The 15,655-nt window shown below is 45.6% G+C and carries 13 protein-coding genes; 10 read left to right on the top strand and 3 right to left on the bottom strand.

Annotated features, from left to right (window positions below):
- The first annotated feature begins 254 nt into the window (after positions 1-254).
- Complete coding sequence (locus OF158_RS13650) at positions 255-1,127, top strand: ABC transporter ATP-binding protein (protein ID WP_035183873.1); 873 nt, start codon at positions 255-257, stop codon at positions 1,125-1,127.
- Here OF158_RS13650 and OF158_RS13645 read toward each other — a convergent pair.
- The gene (locus tag OF158_RS13645; RefSeq protein ID WP_043052472.1) at positions 1,090-2,451 is read right to left on the bottom strand and encodes an IS4 family transposase; all 1,362 of its coding nucleotides are present in this window, start codon (positions 2,449-2,451) and stop codon (positions 1,090-1,092) included. The genes OF158_RS13650 and OF158_RS13645 overlap by 38 nt on opposite strands.
- Positions 2,452-2,644: 193 nt before the next feature.
- On the opposite strand from OF158_RS13645, the gene OF158_RS13640 reads away from it, so the two are divergent.
- The 3 genes from OF158_RS13640 to OF158_RS13630 are packed head-to-tail and all read left to right on the top strand — an operon-like array spanning position 2,645 to position 3,603.
- Complete coding sequence (locus tag OF158_RS13640; RefSeq protein WP_225620912.1) at positions 2,645-3,004, top strand: ABC-2 transporter permease; 360 nt, start codon at positions 2,645-2,647, stop codon at positions 3,002-3,004.
- Positions 2,991-3,284: an ABC-2 transporter permease gene (locus OF158_RS17650; RefSeq protein ID WP_337680480.1), complete on the top strand. Its 294-nt coding sequence runs from the start codon at positions 2,991-2,993 to the stop codon at positions 3,282-3,284. The genes OF158_RS13640 and OF158_RS17650 overlap by 14 nt, the downstream gene beginning before the upstream one ends.
- A gap of 34 nt (positions 3,285-3,318) precedes the next feature.
- Positions 3,319-3,603, top strand: coding sequence for a YfzA family protein (locus OF158_RS13630; RefSeq protein ID WP_035183880.1), 285 nt, complete (start codon positions 3,319-3,321; stop codon positions 3,601-3,603).
- Positions 3,604-3,732: 129 nt separating this feature from the next.
- On the opposite strand, the gene OF158_RS13625 is transcribed toward OF158_RS13630, so the two are convergent.
- Both OF158_RS13625 and gltB read right to left on the bottom strand, forming a co-directional pair.
- The gene (locus OF158_RS13625) at positions 3,733-5,190 is read right to left on the bottom strand and encodes a glutamate synthase subunit beta (RefSeq protein WP_014097366.1); all 1,458 of its coding nucleotides are present in this window, start codon (positions 5,188-5,190) and stop codon (positions 3,733-3,735) included.
- A 278-nt stretch (positions 5,191-5,468) separates the two neighbouring features.
- A complete protein-coding gene (gltB, locus tag OF158_RS13620) occupies positions 5,469-10,031 on the bottom strand; it encodes a glutamate synthase large subunit (RefSeq protein ID WP_035183882.1) in 4,563 nt (1,520 codons plus the stop codon).
- Between the two features lie 124 nt (positions 10,032-10,155).
- Between gltB and OF158_RS13615 the strand changes: the two genes are divergently transcribed.
- From OF158_RS13615 to OF158_RS13590, 6 genes are all read left to right on the top strand, one after another.
- Positions 10,156-11,070, top strand: a complete 915-nt coding sequence (locus OF158_RS13615; protein ID WP_014097368.1) for a glutamate biosynthesis transcriptional regulator GltC — start codon at positions 10,156-10,158, stop codon at positions 11,068-11,070.
- Between the two features lie 282 nt (positions 11,071-11,352).
- Positions 11,353-12,102, top strand: coding sequence for an enoyl-[acyl-carrier-protein] reductase FabL (gene fabL / locus OF158_RS13610; RefSeq protein WP_014097369.1), 750 nt, complete (start codon positions 11,353-11,355; stop codon positions 12,100-12,102).
- A 95-nt stretch (positions 12,103-12,197) separates the two neighbouring features.
- Complete coding sequence (locus OF158_RS13605; protein ID WP_014097370.1) at positions 12,198-12,428, top strand: gamma-type small acid-soluble spore protein; 231 nt, start codon at positions 12,198-12,200, stop codon at positions 12,426-12,428.
- Positions 12,429-12,574: 146 nt separating this feature from the next.
- On the top strand, positions 12,575-12,829 hold the full coding sequence (locus tag OF158_RS13600) for a YgaB family protein (RefSeq protein WP_014097371.1): 255 nt from the start codon (positions 12,575-12,577) through the stop codon (positions 12,827-12,829).
- 154 nt (positions 12,830-12,983) lie between these two features.
- Positions 12,984-13,514 carry a nucleoside tri-diphosphate phosphatase gene (locus tag OF158_RS13595; RefSeq protein WP_014097372.1) on the top strand — a complete coding sequence of 177 codons (531 nt, stop codon included), beginning with the start codon at positions 12,984-12,986 and terminating at the stop codon, positions 13,512-13,514.
- A gap of 100 nt (positions 13,515-13,614) precedes the next feature.
- A complete protein-coding gene (locus tag OF158_RS13590; protein WP_014097373.1) occupies positions 13,615-15,363 on the top strand; it encodes an ABC transporter ATP-binding protein in 1,749 nt (582 codons plus the stop codon).
- Positions 15,364-15,655 lie beyond the last annotated feature (292 nt).

Genomic DNA, 15,655 nt, shown 5'->3' with positions numbered 1-15,655 from the left:
AAGGCAGGTAATGGTACGAATAGAGATCGTTCTCTCAGAGGAAGAAAATTTATTCGTTTTTTTGGCCGGTTACAGGCGGTCATCATCATTTTACCTCTGCTGTATGCTACAACATAGATGATCATCACAATAATCTCAATTTTTGCATTATCAATAAATAATGATGAAAGGCTTGCTGGAAAATATGAAGAATTGTTGCTATAATGATTATTGGAAAAAATAGCGAGTTTTTTGTGATTTGAGGAGGGTTTACTTTGGAATATGCTTTAGAAATTGAAGGGTTGTGCAAGTCATTCTCCAAGTCCCGCTTCGCTTTAAAGAACATATCTTTCTCCGTACCCTATGGATCCATTACAGGATTTATTGGTGAAAATGGCGCGGGGAAAACATCCACAATGGGGGCAATCCTGCAAACGTTACATATCGATAGCGGAAGCATAAAAATTTTTGGAGAGAGAATAGCTGAAGCCAAAAAAGAAATCAACAATCACATTGGCGTAGTGTATGATGCCATGAATTTTTCCGGTAATTTGGATGTGATAAAGTTATCGAAAGTATTTCGCTATCTTTATCATAATTGGGATAACCAAGAATATTTTAATTATATTGAACTTTTTTCGCTGCCTAAAAAGCAAAAAATAAATAGTTTTTCTCGGGGGATGGCCATGAAGCTCTCGATCGCTGTTGCTCTTTCACATGGTGCGAGATTATTAATATTAGACGAGGCGACATCAGGGCTAGATCCTGTAGGAAGGGAAGACGTATTAGAAGCACTGCTAAAATTTGTAAGAGATCAGAAAGGTGCTATTTTGTTATCATCCCATATCACCAGTGATATTGAAAAGGTTGCGGATACCCTGGTTTTCATAAAAAAAGGTGAAATTGTGTTAAAAACAAGTAAGAATGACCTTTTAAATAACTATGCGATCATACAATGTAAAGAGAATGAGTTAAATGACTTGCGTTTAAATGGCATTATTGCATATAAAAACCAAACAGATTATGTGGATGTGCTTGTTTCAAATAAAAATGAGCTGCCTGCAAAATTTCATAAAAAGAATTTTTCCATTGATGATATTACCTTATTACTCAACTTTCGCAGACTGAAACAGGTAGGTATACCTTGATATAATTCGGCAGACCCGCAATCCATTGTTGTAGTTGACTTTTGATCAGTTGTTGAATTTTCTTATTACTTTTATCCAGAGTATCTTCAAGAATCTCGACTAACTGCTGCAATGCAACAGCCCAATCAAGGTCATCTATTTCATCACATAATTCATAAAACATGCCACCTAATGTTCTGTCATCTACACTGCAACGGTTTTGCCATGACAAGACAATATACCTTGCAAACACAATGGTCGTGTGGCTGATAAGCGCGTCATATGAACGACTCTGGAATTCCTTTTGTAGTTTTAATAGGGACTTTGTTGTTTTGAAGAAAACCTCAATATCCCAACGCATCCCGTAAATACGGATGATTTCCTGGTCACTCAGTGTACAGTCTGTACTCAAAATCGCCAACCAGTCGCTTTTCTTGTTGCGGTTGCGAACAAAGACAACTTTAATTGGCACGCCATTGGCCTGCGTTGTATGGATGGAACGCAAGATTCCTTTCTTTCCACTAGTCGGTTTAGCTAGACGATACAATTCATCTAGGCTAACACGCTTACCATCGACAAAATAGCGTTGTTTTAATTTTTTGACCATACCAATTACGTCAAGACCTTGTTCTGTAATCTCCTTGATGAGAGGTTGTTGGGTGAACCACGAATCCATTAGAACATAGGAAGCATCGATACCAGAATTCATCGCCCGGGCAATCATGCCAGGAATCTGTTCTGGTGCCGTTTGTAATGCTTCTTTTCGGCGCTTATAACCGGAGCTGCGTTTATCGATATTTTCGGATATGCCGTTGATCTGGCTCTTTTTCGAACTCAATAATGAGAAGTCAACGGGTAGGAATGTTGCGCCATCAGACCATCCTAATGTCAACATGCGGAATCCTTTGTAAAAACGCATTTTTTGAGATGCATGATCAAAGCAGCGAGCCAGAAGCTCAACGTGTTTGCTTCGGTTCCGGTCATAAGATGAATCATCTAAAATCAATACTTTCGGACGGTCATGACGTGTCAATTTCGAAACTTTTCCAATCACTGAGGCAACCAGTGAAAGGAGGAAACGACGCCAGTTGAACGTTGATTGGTTGAGAAACCGATAAACGGTATCTTTGGCTGGAATGTCTGTAGCTTTCTTACTTTCCAACATCCTGAACCAGTTTTTGTTTTCAAAGATCATACAAAAAATCAATTGAAAAATGTAGGCACAAGAAAAACCAAAGGACTTCGTAATACCGGCGATTCGCAAGTGTTTCAACATATTCAACTCTTTAAATGTTGATTTTATTTCATTTGGTAGTTGATTATTCAGGCTGTTTTTCGCTATCATAGTAGGAGACACCTCTTCTATTTGGTAGTGATTTTCGATAAATCAACTATACCAAAAGTAGAGGTGTTTTTTCATATATTAATTTTACTGTCAAGTGCTGTATCTGAGACGTAATAGACATTAGCCAGCACTGAATTTATTATGATTTTCTAGGTGCGAAAGTTGAGCTTATTATTAATGAAAGGAGAAAATTATGAAAGGGCTCATTTTAAATAATTTATATTCTATAGATAAAAGCGTCAAATTTTCATTGCTTATATCTACAGCAGTTATCATTCTGCTTATTATAAGTGGAAATCCCACGGCGTTAAAGATCGCTGTATTATTACCATTTTTAATTATACCCATGAATGCATTTGAAGTATTAAAACAGGATAGTATGTCGAGTTGGAATAAATTTGAAATCACGCTTCCGTTGAAAAAAAGCAAAATTATTCAAAGTAAGTTTATCACATTCTTGCTTTTATTGTTCACGAGTTTGTTATTAACTTTCGCTTTGTTTTATTGTGCAAGTATTTTTGTCTCACCAACCGTTATGGATGATTTTTTTTAACATTGGATTACGGGGTATGGGAATGATGGTTTGTGCTGCCTCTTTAGTATATCCACTGACATATATATTTGGAATAGAAAAATCAGATATGATTACAATGGGGAGTATAGGTTTCGCCTTTGTAATGTTCTTTTTCATATCCTTTTTGATGAAAGTGTTTATAGGGGAAATGAAGGGAGCTGAAGAGATTTTTTCTTTAAGTTTCTTATTGGTATCCATTTTTTTATTCATTCTCTCATACGCTACCTCGGTGATCATCTACCGAAAAAAAGAATTTTGATAGTTTAAAGGGGAAAGAAGGAGGGGAAAGCAGAATGGCGAAAGCAGCCAAAAAACGGTACGGTTGGTATATTCATCTTTTGATATTTGTCCTTGCACAGCTTGTTTTCTTTATCTTTTACAATGTTTCCGCATCAAAAAATATTTTCAACTTGAATGATTATGGAAAATGGGCTGTATCCACGTTAAGCCGGATTTATGACTGGCTTCAAATTTATAAAAGTCCGCAATTTAACTTAATATTTGTTATATGGGGTGCTATTTTAATCATAGATGGTCTTATTAGAATGTTGCCCAAGCGCCACAGCTACTCCCAATGAGTGTTGTATTGAATCGGATTTATGAAGTGCCACCTTCACCATGATAAAAAAGGACAAACTGCAAGCCATAAAGGCATCGTGTAACGCAAAAAAAGCCCAAAGCTTTTTCAAAAAGCTTTGGGCCGTTTTTTATGCAGACGGCTGGCAGGTCGCTTTGTCTTTTTGAGAGAGATACAGGTCTATTTCTTTTGCTGCTTTTTTGCCTTCCTGCATGGCCCAGACAATCAGGCTTGCGCCGCGTTTCGCATCGCCGGCGGCAAAAATGCCTTCCCGATTTGTCTGGAAACTTCCAGGTAAGGTTTGAATCAGCCCGTTTTGAAGTTCGATGCCAGCTGACTTGGAATCATCGACACCCTGGAATCCGATGGCGATGAGCACAAGATCTGCTTCCCATACTTGCTGTTCCGCTCCTCGAGGATCCGAAAACGGCACGGTGACAAGCCCTGTTACTTCGCCGTTCTCATTGCCGTGAAATGCTGTGGTTTGGATATAGTATTGCCGCGGATCTTCCCCGAACACTTTAAATGATTCTTCATATGCATAATCTAATGTGAATAGGGAAGGGTTCACCGGCCATGGTTCGTGTTCCGGGCGTTCTTTCGGCAGTTCTCCGTGCTTTCCGAACTGTACAACGCTCTTGCACCCTTGTCGGATCGCGGTTGCCACACAGTCCGCGCCGGTATCGCCGCCACCAATGACAATCACTTTTTTTCCTTTTGCTGAAATTTGCGGTTCGCCGTTTTCCCCATGGTCAAGCAGGTGTTTCGTATTGGCTTTCAAATATTCCATCGCCGGGTAGATGCCTTTTAAATCGCGCCCCGGGATGTCCATGTCACGTTGTTTTTCTGCACCGATGCAAAGCAGGACGGCGTCAAACGCAGACTCGAGTTCATCAAGCGTGATGTCTTTACCAATTTCGGTATTGGCTTTGAACGTGATCCCTTCTGCCTGCAACAGGTCTACTCTGCGCTCTACATACTGTTTTTCAATTTTCATATTCGGAATGCCGTACATGAGCAGCCCGCCAAAACGGTCTTCTTTTTCAAAGACGGTCACATCGTATCCCGCCTGGTTTAAATCGTCTGCTGCCGTCAATCCGGCGGGCCCGCTTCCGACAACGGCTGCTTTTAAGCCGTTTCGTTTCAGCGGTATTCTCGGTTTGATCCAGCCTTCTTCCCAGGCACGGTCGATGATGGCTCTTTCAATGCTTTTAATGGTGACAGGTTCACTGACCAGCCCGGCTGTGCACGAGCCTTCACATGGTGCCGGGCAGGCGCGTGATGTAAATTCAGGGAAATTATTGGTTAAAAGGAGACGCTGGTAGGCCTCTTCCCATTTTCCCTGGGCAGCAAGGGTGTTCCATTCCGGAATTAAATTATATAAAGGGCAACCGCTCGTTTGCCTGCCGATCAGTTCTCCCATCTGGCAGAAGGGGGTGCCGCACTCCATGCAGCGGGATGCCTGTGTCCTCAATTTTGCTTCCGGGAAAGCCTGCACGTATTCTTTCCAAGTAGCCACCCGCTTTGCGGCATCCAGTTCTTTCGGTTTTTCGCGTTTCTGTTCAATAAAATCTGTCGTTCCGCGCATGTCTCACACTCCTCACAAATCACCCGGCCGCTGCCGGAGGGATATAGATGTCGTACAATTTCAGGTTTCTGGTTTGGATAAACAAATGGCCCGGTTCCGTACAATCCGGCTTGTTTCCGGAAAAATTTCCGTCTTGCGTGGGATGCATCCTTGTGCTTCTTATCCGGTTGTTGCCGGAAGCCTAATAGGTGTCCGTTTTCTTTACGGAAAAGTGGATCGATCTATCCCACATACAATCCTGTAAATCCATCCGGAAGCGCCCGGATGGATTTACCCGTTTACTTTACTTCTGTCGGAAAAGCTTTTTCCTTTTCAATTTCCGGCAGGTGCTTTCCGGATTTTTTATATTCAAAAGCGGCAAGCCTGGCTTCATCAAGCGGCATTTGCTGATCCAGGAAGTACTGGATGAGTTCCATCATCGCTTTGTATTCGCGTGGAACAATCTTGACAAACTGATGCAGGGACAGTTCCCAATTTTTCAAAATCCGTTTGGCAACAGGGCTGCCGGTGTATTGATAATGTTTCTGGATCATATGATAAAGTTCGCGCATATCTTCATCAGCATCAACACCTTCAATGCTGACAAGTTCCTGGTTAATCCGCGCCAAAACTTCATCTTCGCCCATTGCGCCGGTATAAATGTAGGCAATCCCGCCGGACATCCCGGCCGCAAAGTTTTTGCCGATCGAACCGAGCACGGCAACGCGTCCGCCGGTCATATATTCGCAGCCGTGGTCTCCGATGCCTTCGACAACGGCATGTACGCCGCTGTTACGAACACAGAAACGCTGGCCGGCCGTTCCGCGAATATACGCTTCACCCGATGTGGCCCCGAAAAAGGCGATGTTTCCGATGATGGCCTGTTCTTCGTCCCGGATCCATCCGGCACCCGGCTTCACAACAATTTTTCCGCCCGATAATCCTTTTCCAACGTAGTCATTGGCATCTCCTTCAAGGTTCAGTGTCAGGCCTTTCGGGATAAAGGCGCCGAGGCTTTGCCCTGCTGAACCGTGCAGATGAATGTGGATAAAATCTTCCGGCAGTCCTTCGTCACCGTATGTTTTTGTAATGATATGGCCCAAAGTGGTGCCGATTGCCCGGTCCGTATTGCGTACAGACAAGGTGACCGCTGTTTGCTGCCTGTTTCGGACGGATACGGATAAATGGTTCAATTCACGGCTGTCAAAGCGTTCTTCCAGTTTATGGTTTTGAACTGTTTTGCCTTGCACAGCAAACGGTGTTTCATCCGCTTTAAACAATAATTTATCGAAATGAAGCTGTTTTGCTTTCCAATGGTTTTTAACCTCATCTTTCACTTTTAGCAAACCTGTTTCGCCGACAAGTTCATCGAGGCTGCGGTAGCCGCATTCAGCCAAGATTTCGCGGACTTCTTCTGCGATGAACCGCATATAGTTAACAACATATTCCGGTTTGCCCATGAATTTGGCGCGCAGCTTCGGATTTTGGGTGGCCACGCCGACCGGGCAAGTATCAAGATGACAGGCACGCATCATGATACAGCCAAGCACAACAAGTGGCGCAGTGGAAAATCCGAATTCTTCGGCGCCGAGACAGGCGGCGATGACGACATCCCGGCCGGTCATCAGTTTCCCGTCTGTTTCAAGGACAACACGGTTACGCAAGCCGTTCAACGTCAGCGTCTGATGGGTTTCCGCAAGGCCGAGTTCCCACGGCATGCCGGCATGTTTGATGCTCGTTTGCGGGCTCGCCCCGGTGCCGCCGTCATGGCCGCTGATTAATATCGTGTCGGCCAGGCCTTTTGCGACACCGGCCGCGATTGTCCCGACGCCTGACTTTGCCACCAGTTTCACCGAAATGCGGGCGCGCGGGTTGGCGCTTTTCAAATCGTAAATCAGCTGCGCCAGGTCTTCAATCGAATAAATGTCATGGTGCGGAGGAGGCGAGATTAAACCGACGCCCGGAGTGGAGCCACGAACTTCGGCAATCCACGGATAAACTTTCGAGCCTGGAAGCTGGCCGCCTTCGCCCGGTTTCGCACCTTGGGCCATTTTAATCTGGATTTCATCCGCATCTGTTAAATACAGGCTGGTGACACCGAAACGGCCGGATGCCACCTGTTTAATGGCGCTCCGTCTTGAATCTCCGTTTGCATCAGGCGTGTAACGTTCTTTTTCTTCGCCGCCCTCGCCGCTGTTGCTTTTTCCGCCGATGCGGTTCATCGCAATCGCGAGTGCTTCGTGCGCTTCTTTGCTTAATGCCCCGTACGACATCGCGCCGGTTTTAAACCTTTTCCAAATCGATTCGACCGGTTCCACTTCATCAAGCGGGACAGGTTTCCGGTTGCTCTCAATTGCCAGCAAGCTCCGGATCGTGGCGTATGGCCCGTGGTGGTACGTTTCCGAAAATTTGCGGTACAGTTCCTTGTTGTTCGTTCTGGCTGCCTGCTGCAAAGTGTACATCATTTGCGGGTTGAACAAATGGTACTCGCCGTCTTTCCGCCATTGCAGCTCGCTTCCCGGATCAAGCGCTTTGTTGTGCTGGAAAAGCAACTCCTGTGCTTTTTCATAACGTTTCAATGATTCTTGGCCGATTTCTGCGAGCCCGATCCCGCCAAGCTGCGAGACGGTACCGGTAAAATAGCGGTCGCAGACGCTTTCTGCAATGCCGAGCGCTTCAAAAGTTTGCGCCCCGCGATAACTTTGCATCGTCGTAATCCCGACTTTCGACATGATTTTGACGACGCTTTTCTTTAGTGTACTTAAATAGTTTTCACTTGCTTTTTTATACGGCAGATCAATATGCCCTTCATCGATTAAATTTTGAATCGTTTCAAGCGCGAGATACGGGTGTACCGCATCGGCACCGTAACCTAAAAGAGCGGCCATATGATGTGAATCCCGCGGTTCTCCGGAATCCAGCACGATACTTGCTTTCGGCCTTGTGCCCAAGCGGATCATATGCTGGTGCAGGGCTGATACGGCAAGCAGGGAAGGAATCGGCACGGCACGATGCCCTTGCGCACGGTCGGAAAGGATTAAAATTTCCGCGCCTTCCCTGATTTTTTCGTCCGCTTCCTTGAGCAATTGTTCCAGCGCCTCTTCAAGGGTGACATCCGGCGAATGGTAAGCGGGAAGAAAAGCGGTTTTCATTCCCTGGTTTAAAATGGCGTTAAATTTGGCCGTGCTTAAAAACGGGTGTTCTAGCCGGATTTTTTTATGGGCGGTATCGTCATGACCGTCAAGCGATACTTGCGGGCCGAGCCAGGTAACCGTAGATATAACGTATGATTCGCGAATGGAATCAATCGGGGGGTTCGTGACCTGCGAGAAGCTTTGTTTGAAATAATGGAACAAAAGCTGCGGGCGCTCCGATAAAACTGCAATCGGTGTATCGACGCCCATTGCCCCGATCGGTTCATTCTTTTCCTGCGCCATTGGCACGATGGACTTTGTGCATTCTTCATAAGTGTAGCCGAATAATGTCTGCCGATAAGCCAATTCATTTTTTTCAAGACTGGATGCAGCCGGGATAAAATGGCTTTCTTCCAGGTCTATCACTGAATCTTCGAGATGCTCGGCGTACGGTTTTTCAAGGCTGACCTGTGCTTTTAGTTCATCACTTGGGATAAGGGCACCTTTTTCAAGATCCACGAACAAAAGCTGACCCGGTTTTAAATGGCGCCGTTCTTTGACGTTTTCCGGTTCCACATCGACGACGCCGACTTCGGATGCAAAAATGATTTTATCATCATGGGTAATGTAGTAACGGGCCGGGCGCAAGCCGTTTCTGTCAAGCACCGCCCCGATCTGCTTTCCGTTCGTAAACTCGAGCGCCATCGGTCCGTCCCACGGTTCCATAATCTGGCTATGGTATTCATAAAATGATTTTAAGTAAGGCGGCAGGTCTTCGTTGTCTTCCCATGGCTCCGGCACCATCATCATGATCGCGTGCGGAAGGGAGATGCCGTTTGTCGTTAAAAATTCAAGGACATTGTCAAAAATCGCCGAATCCGAACCGTTTGCGTTGATCACAGGCTGGATTTTTTTCAATGTGTCAAGGCCCAGTTCGTTTGCAAACAATTCGATTTTTGCATTGAACCAGTTGACGTTCCCTTTGATGGTGTTGATCTCCCCGTTATGGGCGATCATCCGGTTCGGGTGGGCCCGCTCCCAGCTCGGGAACGTATTGGTGCTGAACCGCGAGTGGATCAGCGCCAGGGCCGATTGAAACCGTTCGTCTTGCAGATCAATGTAGAACAGAGGGAGCTGTTCTGCCGAAAGCATGCCTTTATATACAATTGTCCGGTTCGAAAAACTGGCGGCATAAAAAGAGGAACCGAATTTGTTCTCAACCAGTTTCCGCAATATATAGATCTTTCTTTGAAAAACTGCTTCTTCCGTGTTATCGTTTGAAGAAGAAACGAAAATCTGAACGATGTGCGGCCGCGATTCTTCCGCCTGGCGCCCAAGAACTTCCGGGTTTACCGGAACTTCACGGACACCGGGTACTGAAAGGCCGAGTGATGCAGCCTGGATGCGGAATTCATTCAGGATTTCCTCCGCAGCATCCGGATCATGCGGCAGAAAAAGCATTCCCACTGCATACTCCCCTTTTTTTGGAAGGGTGAAGGAGCATACGGCCTCAAAAAACGCGTGCGGGATTTGCATCGAAATACCGGCGCCGTCGCTCGTTGTCCCGTCGGCATTTTTACCGGCGCGGTGGTCCAGCCTTCTCAGCATTTCCAAAGCAGTGGTGATGATCTTATGAGACGCGCGGCCCTTGATGTCCGCGTAAAAGCCGATGCCGCATGCATCATGTTCAAATTCAGGTCGGTAAAGTCCATAATGTTGATTATTCATTGCTTCACATTCCTTCCATCATCAGGTCGAGTCCGAAAAGTAAGATTATTTTAAATTTTACCCTCTTGTGATTCTTTCTTACAATATATAGTTAAGATGAAATTAATCTCAAATTGAGAATGGTGTGATTCGGATGGAGTTAAGACAGCTGATTTATTTTATTGAAGTCGCAAAAAGGGAGCATGTGACGCATGCTGCAGATGAGCTGCATGTCGCCCAATCCGCCATCAGCCGGCAAATTTCTCTTTTGGAAGCTGAGCTTGGCGTTTCCCTTTTTTGGCGTGAAGGAAGAAATGTCAGGCTGACGCCGATCGGAAAAGTTTTTTTGGAACACGCTGAAAAAGTTGTGCTCGAAATTGATAAAGCGAAGCAAAGAATGCATGAATTTCTCGATCCGGATAACGGCACGGTCCGCCTCGGTTTTTCAACCGGGTTATCGGTCCAGACGTTTTCTTCCCTGTTGGCACAGTTTCGCGAAAAACATCCCGGCCTCGAGTACCAGTTTGTGCAAGGGACGCCCAGCTATTTGATCCGGTTGATTGAAAATGGCGAACTTGAACTGGCGCTTGCTTCTCCTGTGCCGGATGACCATCCTGCCGTAAGCGGGGAAATTTTATATATGGAAAAACTCATGTTGCTTTTCCGCCGCGATCACCCGCTTTCCGGGCAGAAAATGATCCGGCTCGCTCAGCTGAAAAACGAACGCTTCATTACATTCCGGGAAGGTTTTTCGATTCGTGAAATTCTTTTCGCCGCCTGCCGGAAGTCTGGTTTTGAACCTGCGATTGCATTTGAAGGCGAGGACATGGAAACGATTAAAGGCCTTGTTGCAAGCGGAACGGGTGTTGCAATTCTGCCTGAGCCTGCGCTATTATTTAATCTGTCTGAAGAAATCGTAAAAGCGGAAATCAGCGATATGGAACTGATGCGCCCGGTCGGTGTGATGATCCCGAAAAAAAGGGAAATGGCGGCTTCAGAAAAAGCCCTTTATACATTTTTAACATCATTTTATGACAGGCTGAACCGGTTCCAAAGATAAGCTTGCGGAGCGTCGCGCAATCTGAACCGGTTCCGGAACAAGGGACAGCCGCCGTAAACCGGGCTTTTAGGCAGGCGTGCGCATGACCGCGGTATTTGAATCAGTTCTGAGATGCGGATACAGGAACAAGGAACAGTCGCCGTTTCTGTAAACTGAGGCGTAAAAAATATCGCATTCCGGCCGTTTTAGGCTCGGGTGTTAAAGAGCAGGAATGTTACGACGGCTTTTTGAAAAAGGGAGAGCATTGCAAAAAATCATAAGAAAACAGAGAAGGTGGAATCATTGGCAAATAAGGTGGCACTTGTAACCGGGTCAAGCAAGGGGCTGGGCCGGGCGATTGCGCTTGATCTTGCAAAGGACGGCTATGATCTGGTCATCAATTATGCGCGCAGCCGGTCCAAAGCCGAAGAAGTGGCCGCGGAAATTGAAAAAATGGGGCAAAAAGCGCTTCTGATTAAAGCAAATGTCGGGGACGTGAAAAAAATAAAAGAAATGTTCGCACAAATCCGGGATACATACGGCAGGCTGGATGTGCTTGTCAATAATGCCGCTTCAGGTGTCGAACGCCCAGCAATGGAGCTGGAAGATCGCCATTGGGACTGGACGATGAATATTAACAGCAGGGCACTCCTGTTTTGTGCACAGGAAGCCGCTAAACTCATGGAAGAAAACGGCGGGGGGAAAATTGTGAGCCTCAGTTCGCTCGGTTCGATCCGCTATATCGAAAATTATACGGCGGTCGGTGTGTCGAAAGCAGCGCTTGAAGCTTTAACCCGCTATTTGGCAGTTGAGCTGGCGCCGAGTATTTGCGTGAATGCAGTTTCGGGCGGGGTCCTCAATACGGATGCGCTCAAGTCTTTCCCGAACCGCGAAGTACTGCTGGAAGACGCGCGGAAACATACGCCGGCAGGAAGAATGGTCGAGGTCGAGGATATGGTGAACGCCGTACGCTTTTTAATTTCGGATGAGGCATTTATGATCCGCGGCCAAACGATAATCGTGGACGGCGGCCGCTCGCTTCTTTTAAGTTGAGTACGCCAATCTTGAGTTCCTTTATTTTCCAGTTTTTATGATAAGGATAAATCGTTGCACCTCTGGTTACATTAATACCCGTGGAGGTGATAACGATGGCAAACAACAACAACTTCAAAAAGGCTGCCAAAGGAAATTTTGGTTCTGAATTTGCCAGCGAAACGAATGCGCAGGAAGTAAGAAAGCAAAACGCGAAGTCTGCTTCCGGCCAAGGTTCTTTCGGTTCTGAATTTGCAAGCGAAACGAACGCACAGGAAGTAAGAAAACAAAACCAAAAAGCTGAAGCGAAAAAATCGCAAAACGCTGGACAATTCGGCCAGCAATAACCGATAGAAAGAGGTTTCCCGAACGGGGGCCTCTTTTTTCTTTTTATGGCTGCGGTGTTCGACAAAAGAAGTCAAAGGATTTTGCCCTCCCATCGAGAATATGTGTAAATGAAAAGTTCAATTCATCCTTTAGGGGGTAAAAAACTTTGATGGAAGAATTTAATCGGCTTGTCGCACAGCAAATGGACACGATGGATAGGCTGCTGTTTTTGCAATCGGAAATGGAGAGATGCAACGAAGTGAAAAGCGAACTATTGAAGTTGCAGGAAGAAACAATGGCGGAAGATATCCTTGATGAAATTGGCCGGATGAATAAAGAATTGCAGGAAATTGAAAAAGTTTTTGAATCGCAGACGGTTGAACTGATCCGAGTTTACCACAGTTCAAAAATTTGCACATAAACAATCCTATTTCAAATAGGATTGTTTAGTTTTAATCGCGTTCAGAAACCGTTATAATAGATAGAAAACAGATCGATTGATTACATAAGTTTTATTCCGGCACGTAGTGGGCACAGGTTTACATATAAACAATCATGAAAGTGGGCATGAGATGATGGGAATCCCGGCAGAAGGTGATAAAATCCAAATTCAAAGCTATAAGCATAACGGCCATATTCACCGGATATGGGAAGAAACAACCGTTTTGAAGGGCACGAAAAGCCTAGTGATCGGGGGAAACGACCGGACTTTGGTAACCGAATCGGATGGCAGGACATGGATTACGAGAGAACCTGCAATTTGCTACTTTCATGCCGACCACTGGTTCAATATTATCGGCATGATCCGTGAAGACGGCGTCTACTACTATTGTAACTTGGGGTCGCCGTTTGTTTACGACAGTGAAGCGTTAAAATATATTGATTATGATCTCGACATCAAAGTCTATCCGGATATGACGTTTACTTTGCTGGATGAGGATGAATATGAATACCATCGCAAAAAAATGGGCTATCCCGATGTCATCGACCATATTTTAAAGCGAAACGTGGACATTCTCATTCACTGGATCCGGCAGCGGAAGGGACCGTTCAGCCCCGATTTTATTGATATTTGGTACGAACGCTACCTGACCTATTTGCGTTAAGCAAACCGCCTGTTGAACGCCAACAGGTTTTTTGTATGCGTAAATTTGAAAAATAAGGGAAATAAATGGTACGTTTTGTTTGCTTTAGGAGGTTCATCGCATGGGTAGTGTGAAAAGATACATGAAATTTGTAAAGCCGTATTGGTTTCAAATCGTTGCGACGATCATCATCGGGATCATCAAGTTTACGATCCCGCTTTTAATCCCGCTTTTGATTAAATATGTGATCGATGATATTATCGGCAACCACGGGCTTTCACCGGACGAGAAGCTGCATAAGCTTGTTTGGGTGATGTCTTTTATGCTTGCCATTTTTGTTATCGTCCGGCCACCCGTTGAATATTACCGGCAATATTTTGCGCAGTGGACGGCAAGTAAAATATTGTATGATATCCGCGACCGCTTTTTTACCCATCTTCAAAAATTGAGTTTCCGGTTTTATGCCAACACGCGCGGAGGGGAAGTCATTTCCCGGGTGATGAATGATGTCGAGCAGACGAAAGATTTTGTTATTACGGGGCTGATGAACGTCTGGCTCGATATGACAACGGTTCTGATTGCGATTGTCATGATGTTTATGATGGATGCCCGGCTGACTTTAATTTCACTCGCCGTTTTTCCGTTTTATATTTTTTCGGTCAAATATTTTTTTGGCAATTTGCGTTTTTTGACGAGGAAACGGTCGCAAGCGCTCGCAGAGGTGCAGGGCTATCTCCATGAGCGGGTGCAAGGCATGGCTGTTATTAAAAGTTTTGCCATTGAAGACCATGAGCAGAAGCAGTTTGACAAGCATAACCACAATTTTCTGGAAAAAGCATTGGCACACACAAGCTGGACAGCTAAATCGTTTGCGGTTGTGAATACCATTACCGATATCGCGCCGCTTTTCATTATTTTTGTATCCGGCTATCTCGTGATTAAAGGCAGCCTTACTGTCGGTACGCTCGCGGCGTTTATCGCTTATATTGATAATTTGTACAGTCCGCTCAGAAGGCTCGTCAATTCCGGCACGACGCTGACGCAGGCGTTCGCTTCAATGGACCGGGTGTTTGAACTGCTGGATGAAAAATATGATATTGATGACCGGCCGGACGCGGTGGAGTGCAGGAATGTACGCGGCAATATCCGGTTTGATGGTGTCGAATTTCGGTATGATGATGAAAAAGAGCCGGTGCTGAAAAATATCAATCTTGAGATCAGGGCAGGGGAGACGGTTGCCTTTGTCGGGATGAGCGGGGGAGGTAAGTCTTCCCTTGTGAGCCTCATCCCCCGGTTTTATGATGTGACAAAAGGGGCCGTTTATCTGGACGGCCAGGATATCCGCACGTTTAAAGTGCGAAGCCTGCGCGATAAAATCGGGATGGTGCTGCAGGACAATATTTTGTTTAGCGAGTCGGTGAAATCCAATATTTTGCTCGGCAATCCGCAGGCGACGGACGAGGAAGTCGTACAGGCGGCAAAAGCAGCGAACGCCCATGAGTTTATTATGAATCTTGCCGACGGATATGAAACAACGGTGGGCGAGCGGGGTGTTAAATTGTCTGGGGGGCAGAAGCAGCGGATTGCGATTGCGCGTGTATTTTTGAAAAACCCGCCGATTCTCATTCTTGACGAAGCGACATCCGCGCTTGATTTAGAAAGCGAGCATTTGATTCAGGAAGCCATTGAAAAACTGGCGCGCAACAGGACGACCTTGATCGTTGCCCACAGGCTGTCCACCATTACCCACGCAGACCGCATTGTCTTAATTGAAAACGGAGAGATCAAAGAAACCGGCACCCACGAACAATTAATGGCAAAACAAGGGCTCTATTACAACCTATTCCAAATCCAACAACTGGATGATTAGAAAAGCGGAGGCGACTGTACAGCGGCGTACGGATTTTGTAGTCTTCGACCGAGATAAAGGAAACACGATGAGCCGATAGGCGAATCGATGCCCGCTTATCGAAAGGAGAAGACGTAAAAATCCGCTAGCCGCTAGGAGCCGGAGCTGGACAAAGAAAAGCGGAGGGCGCTCGCTCGTCGGCAAAAAATGGAGGAGATCCCGTTTAAAAACGCGGGGCCTCCGTTTTTTTGTCAGGAAATGAAACAAAATTTCTTTTATAAATATAATAATAAAAATATGTTGAAATATTGTT

The sequence above is a fragment of the Weizmannia sp. WK01 genome (assembly GCF_025905465.1).
In the GTDB taxonomy this organism is placed as follows: domain Bacteria; phylum Bacillota; class Bacilli; order Bacillales; family Bacillaceae_C; genus Weizmannia; species Weizmannia faecalis.
This window is presented reverse-complemented; position numbering and strand designations above follow the sequence as displayed.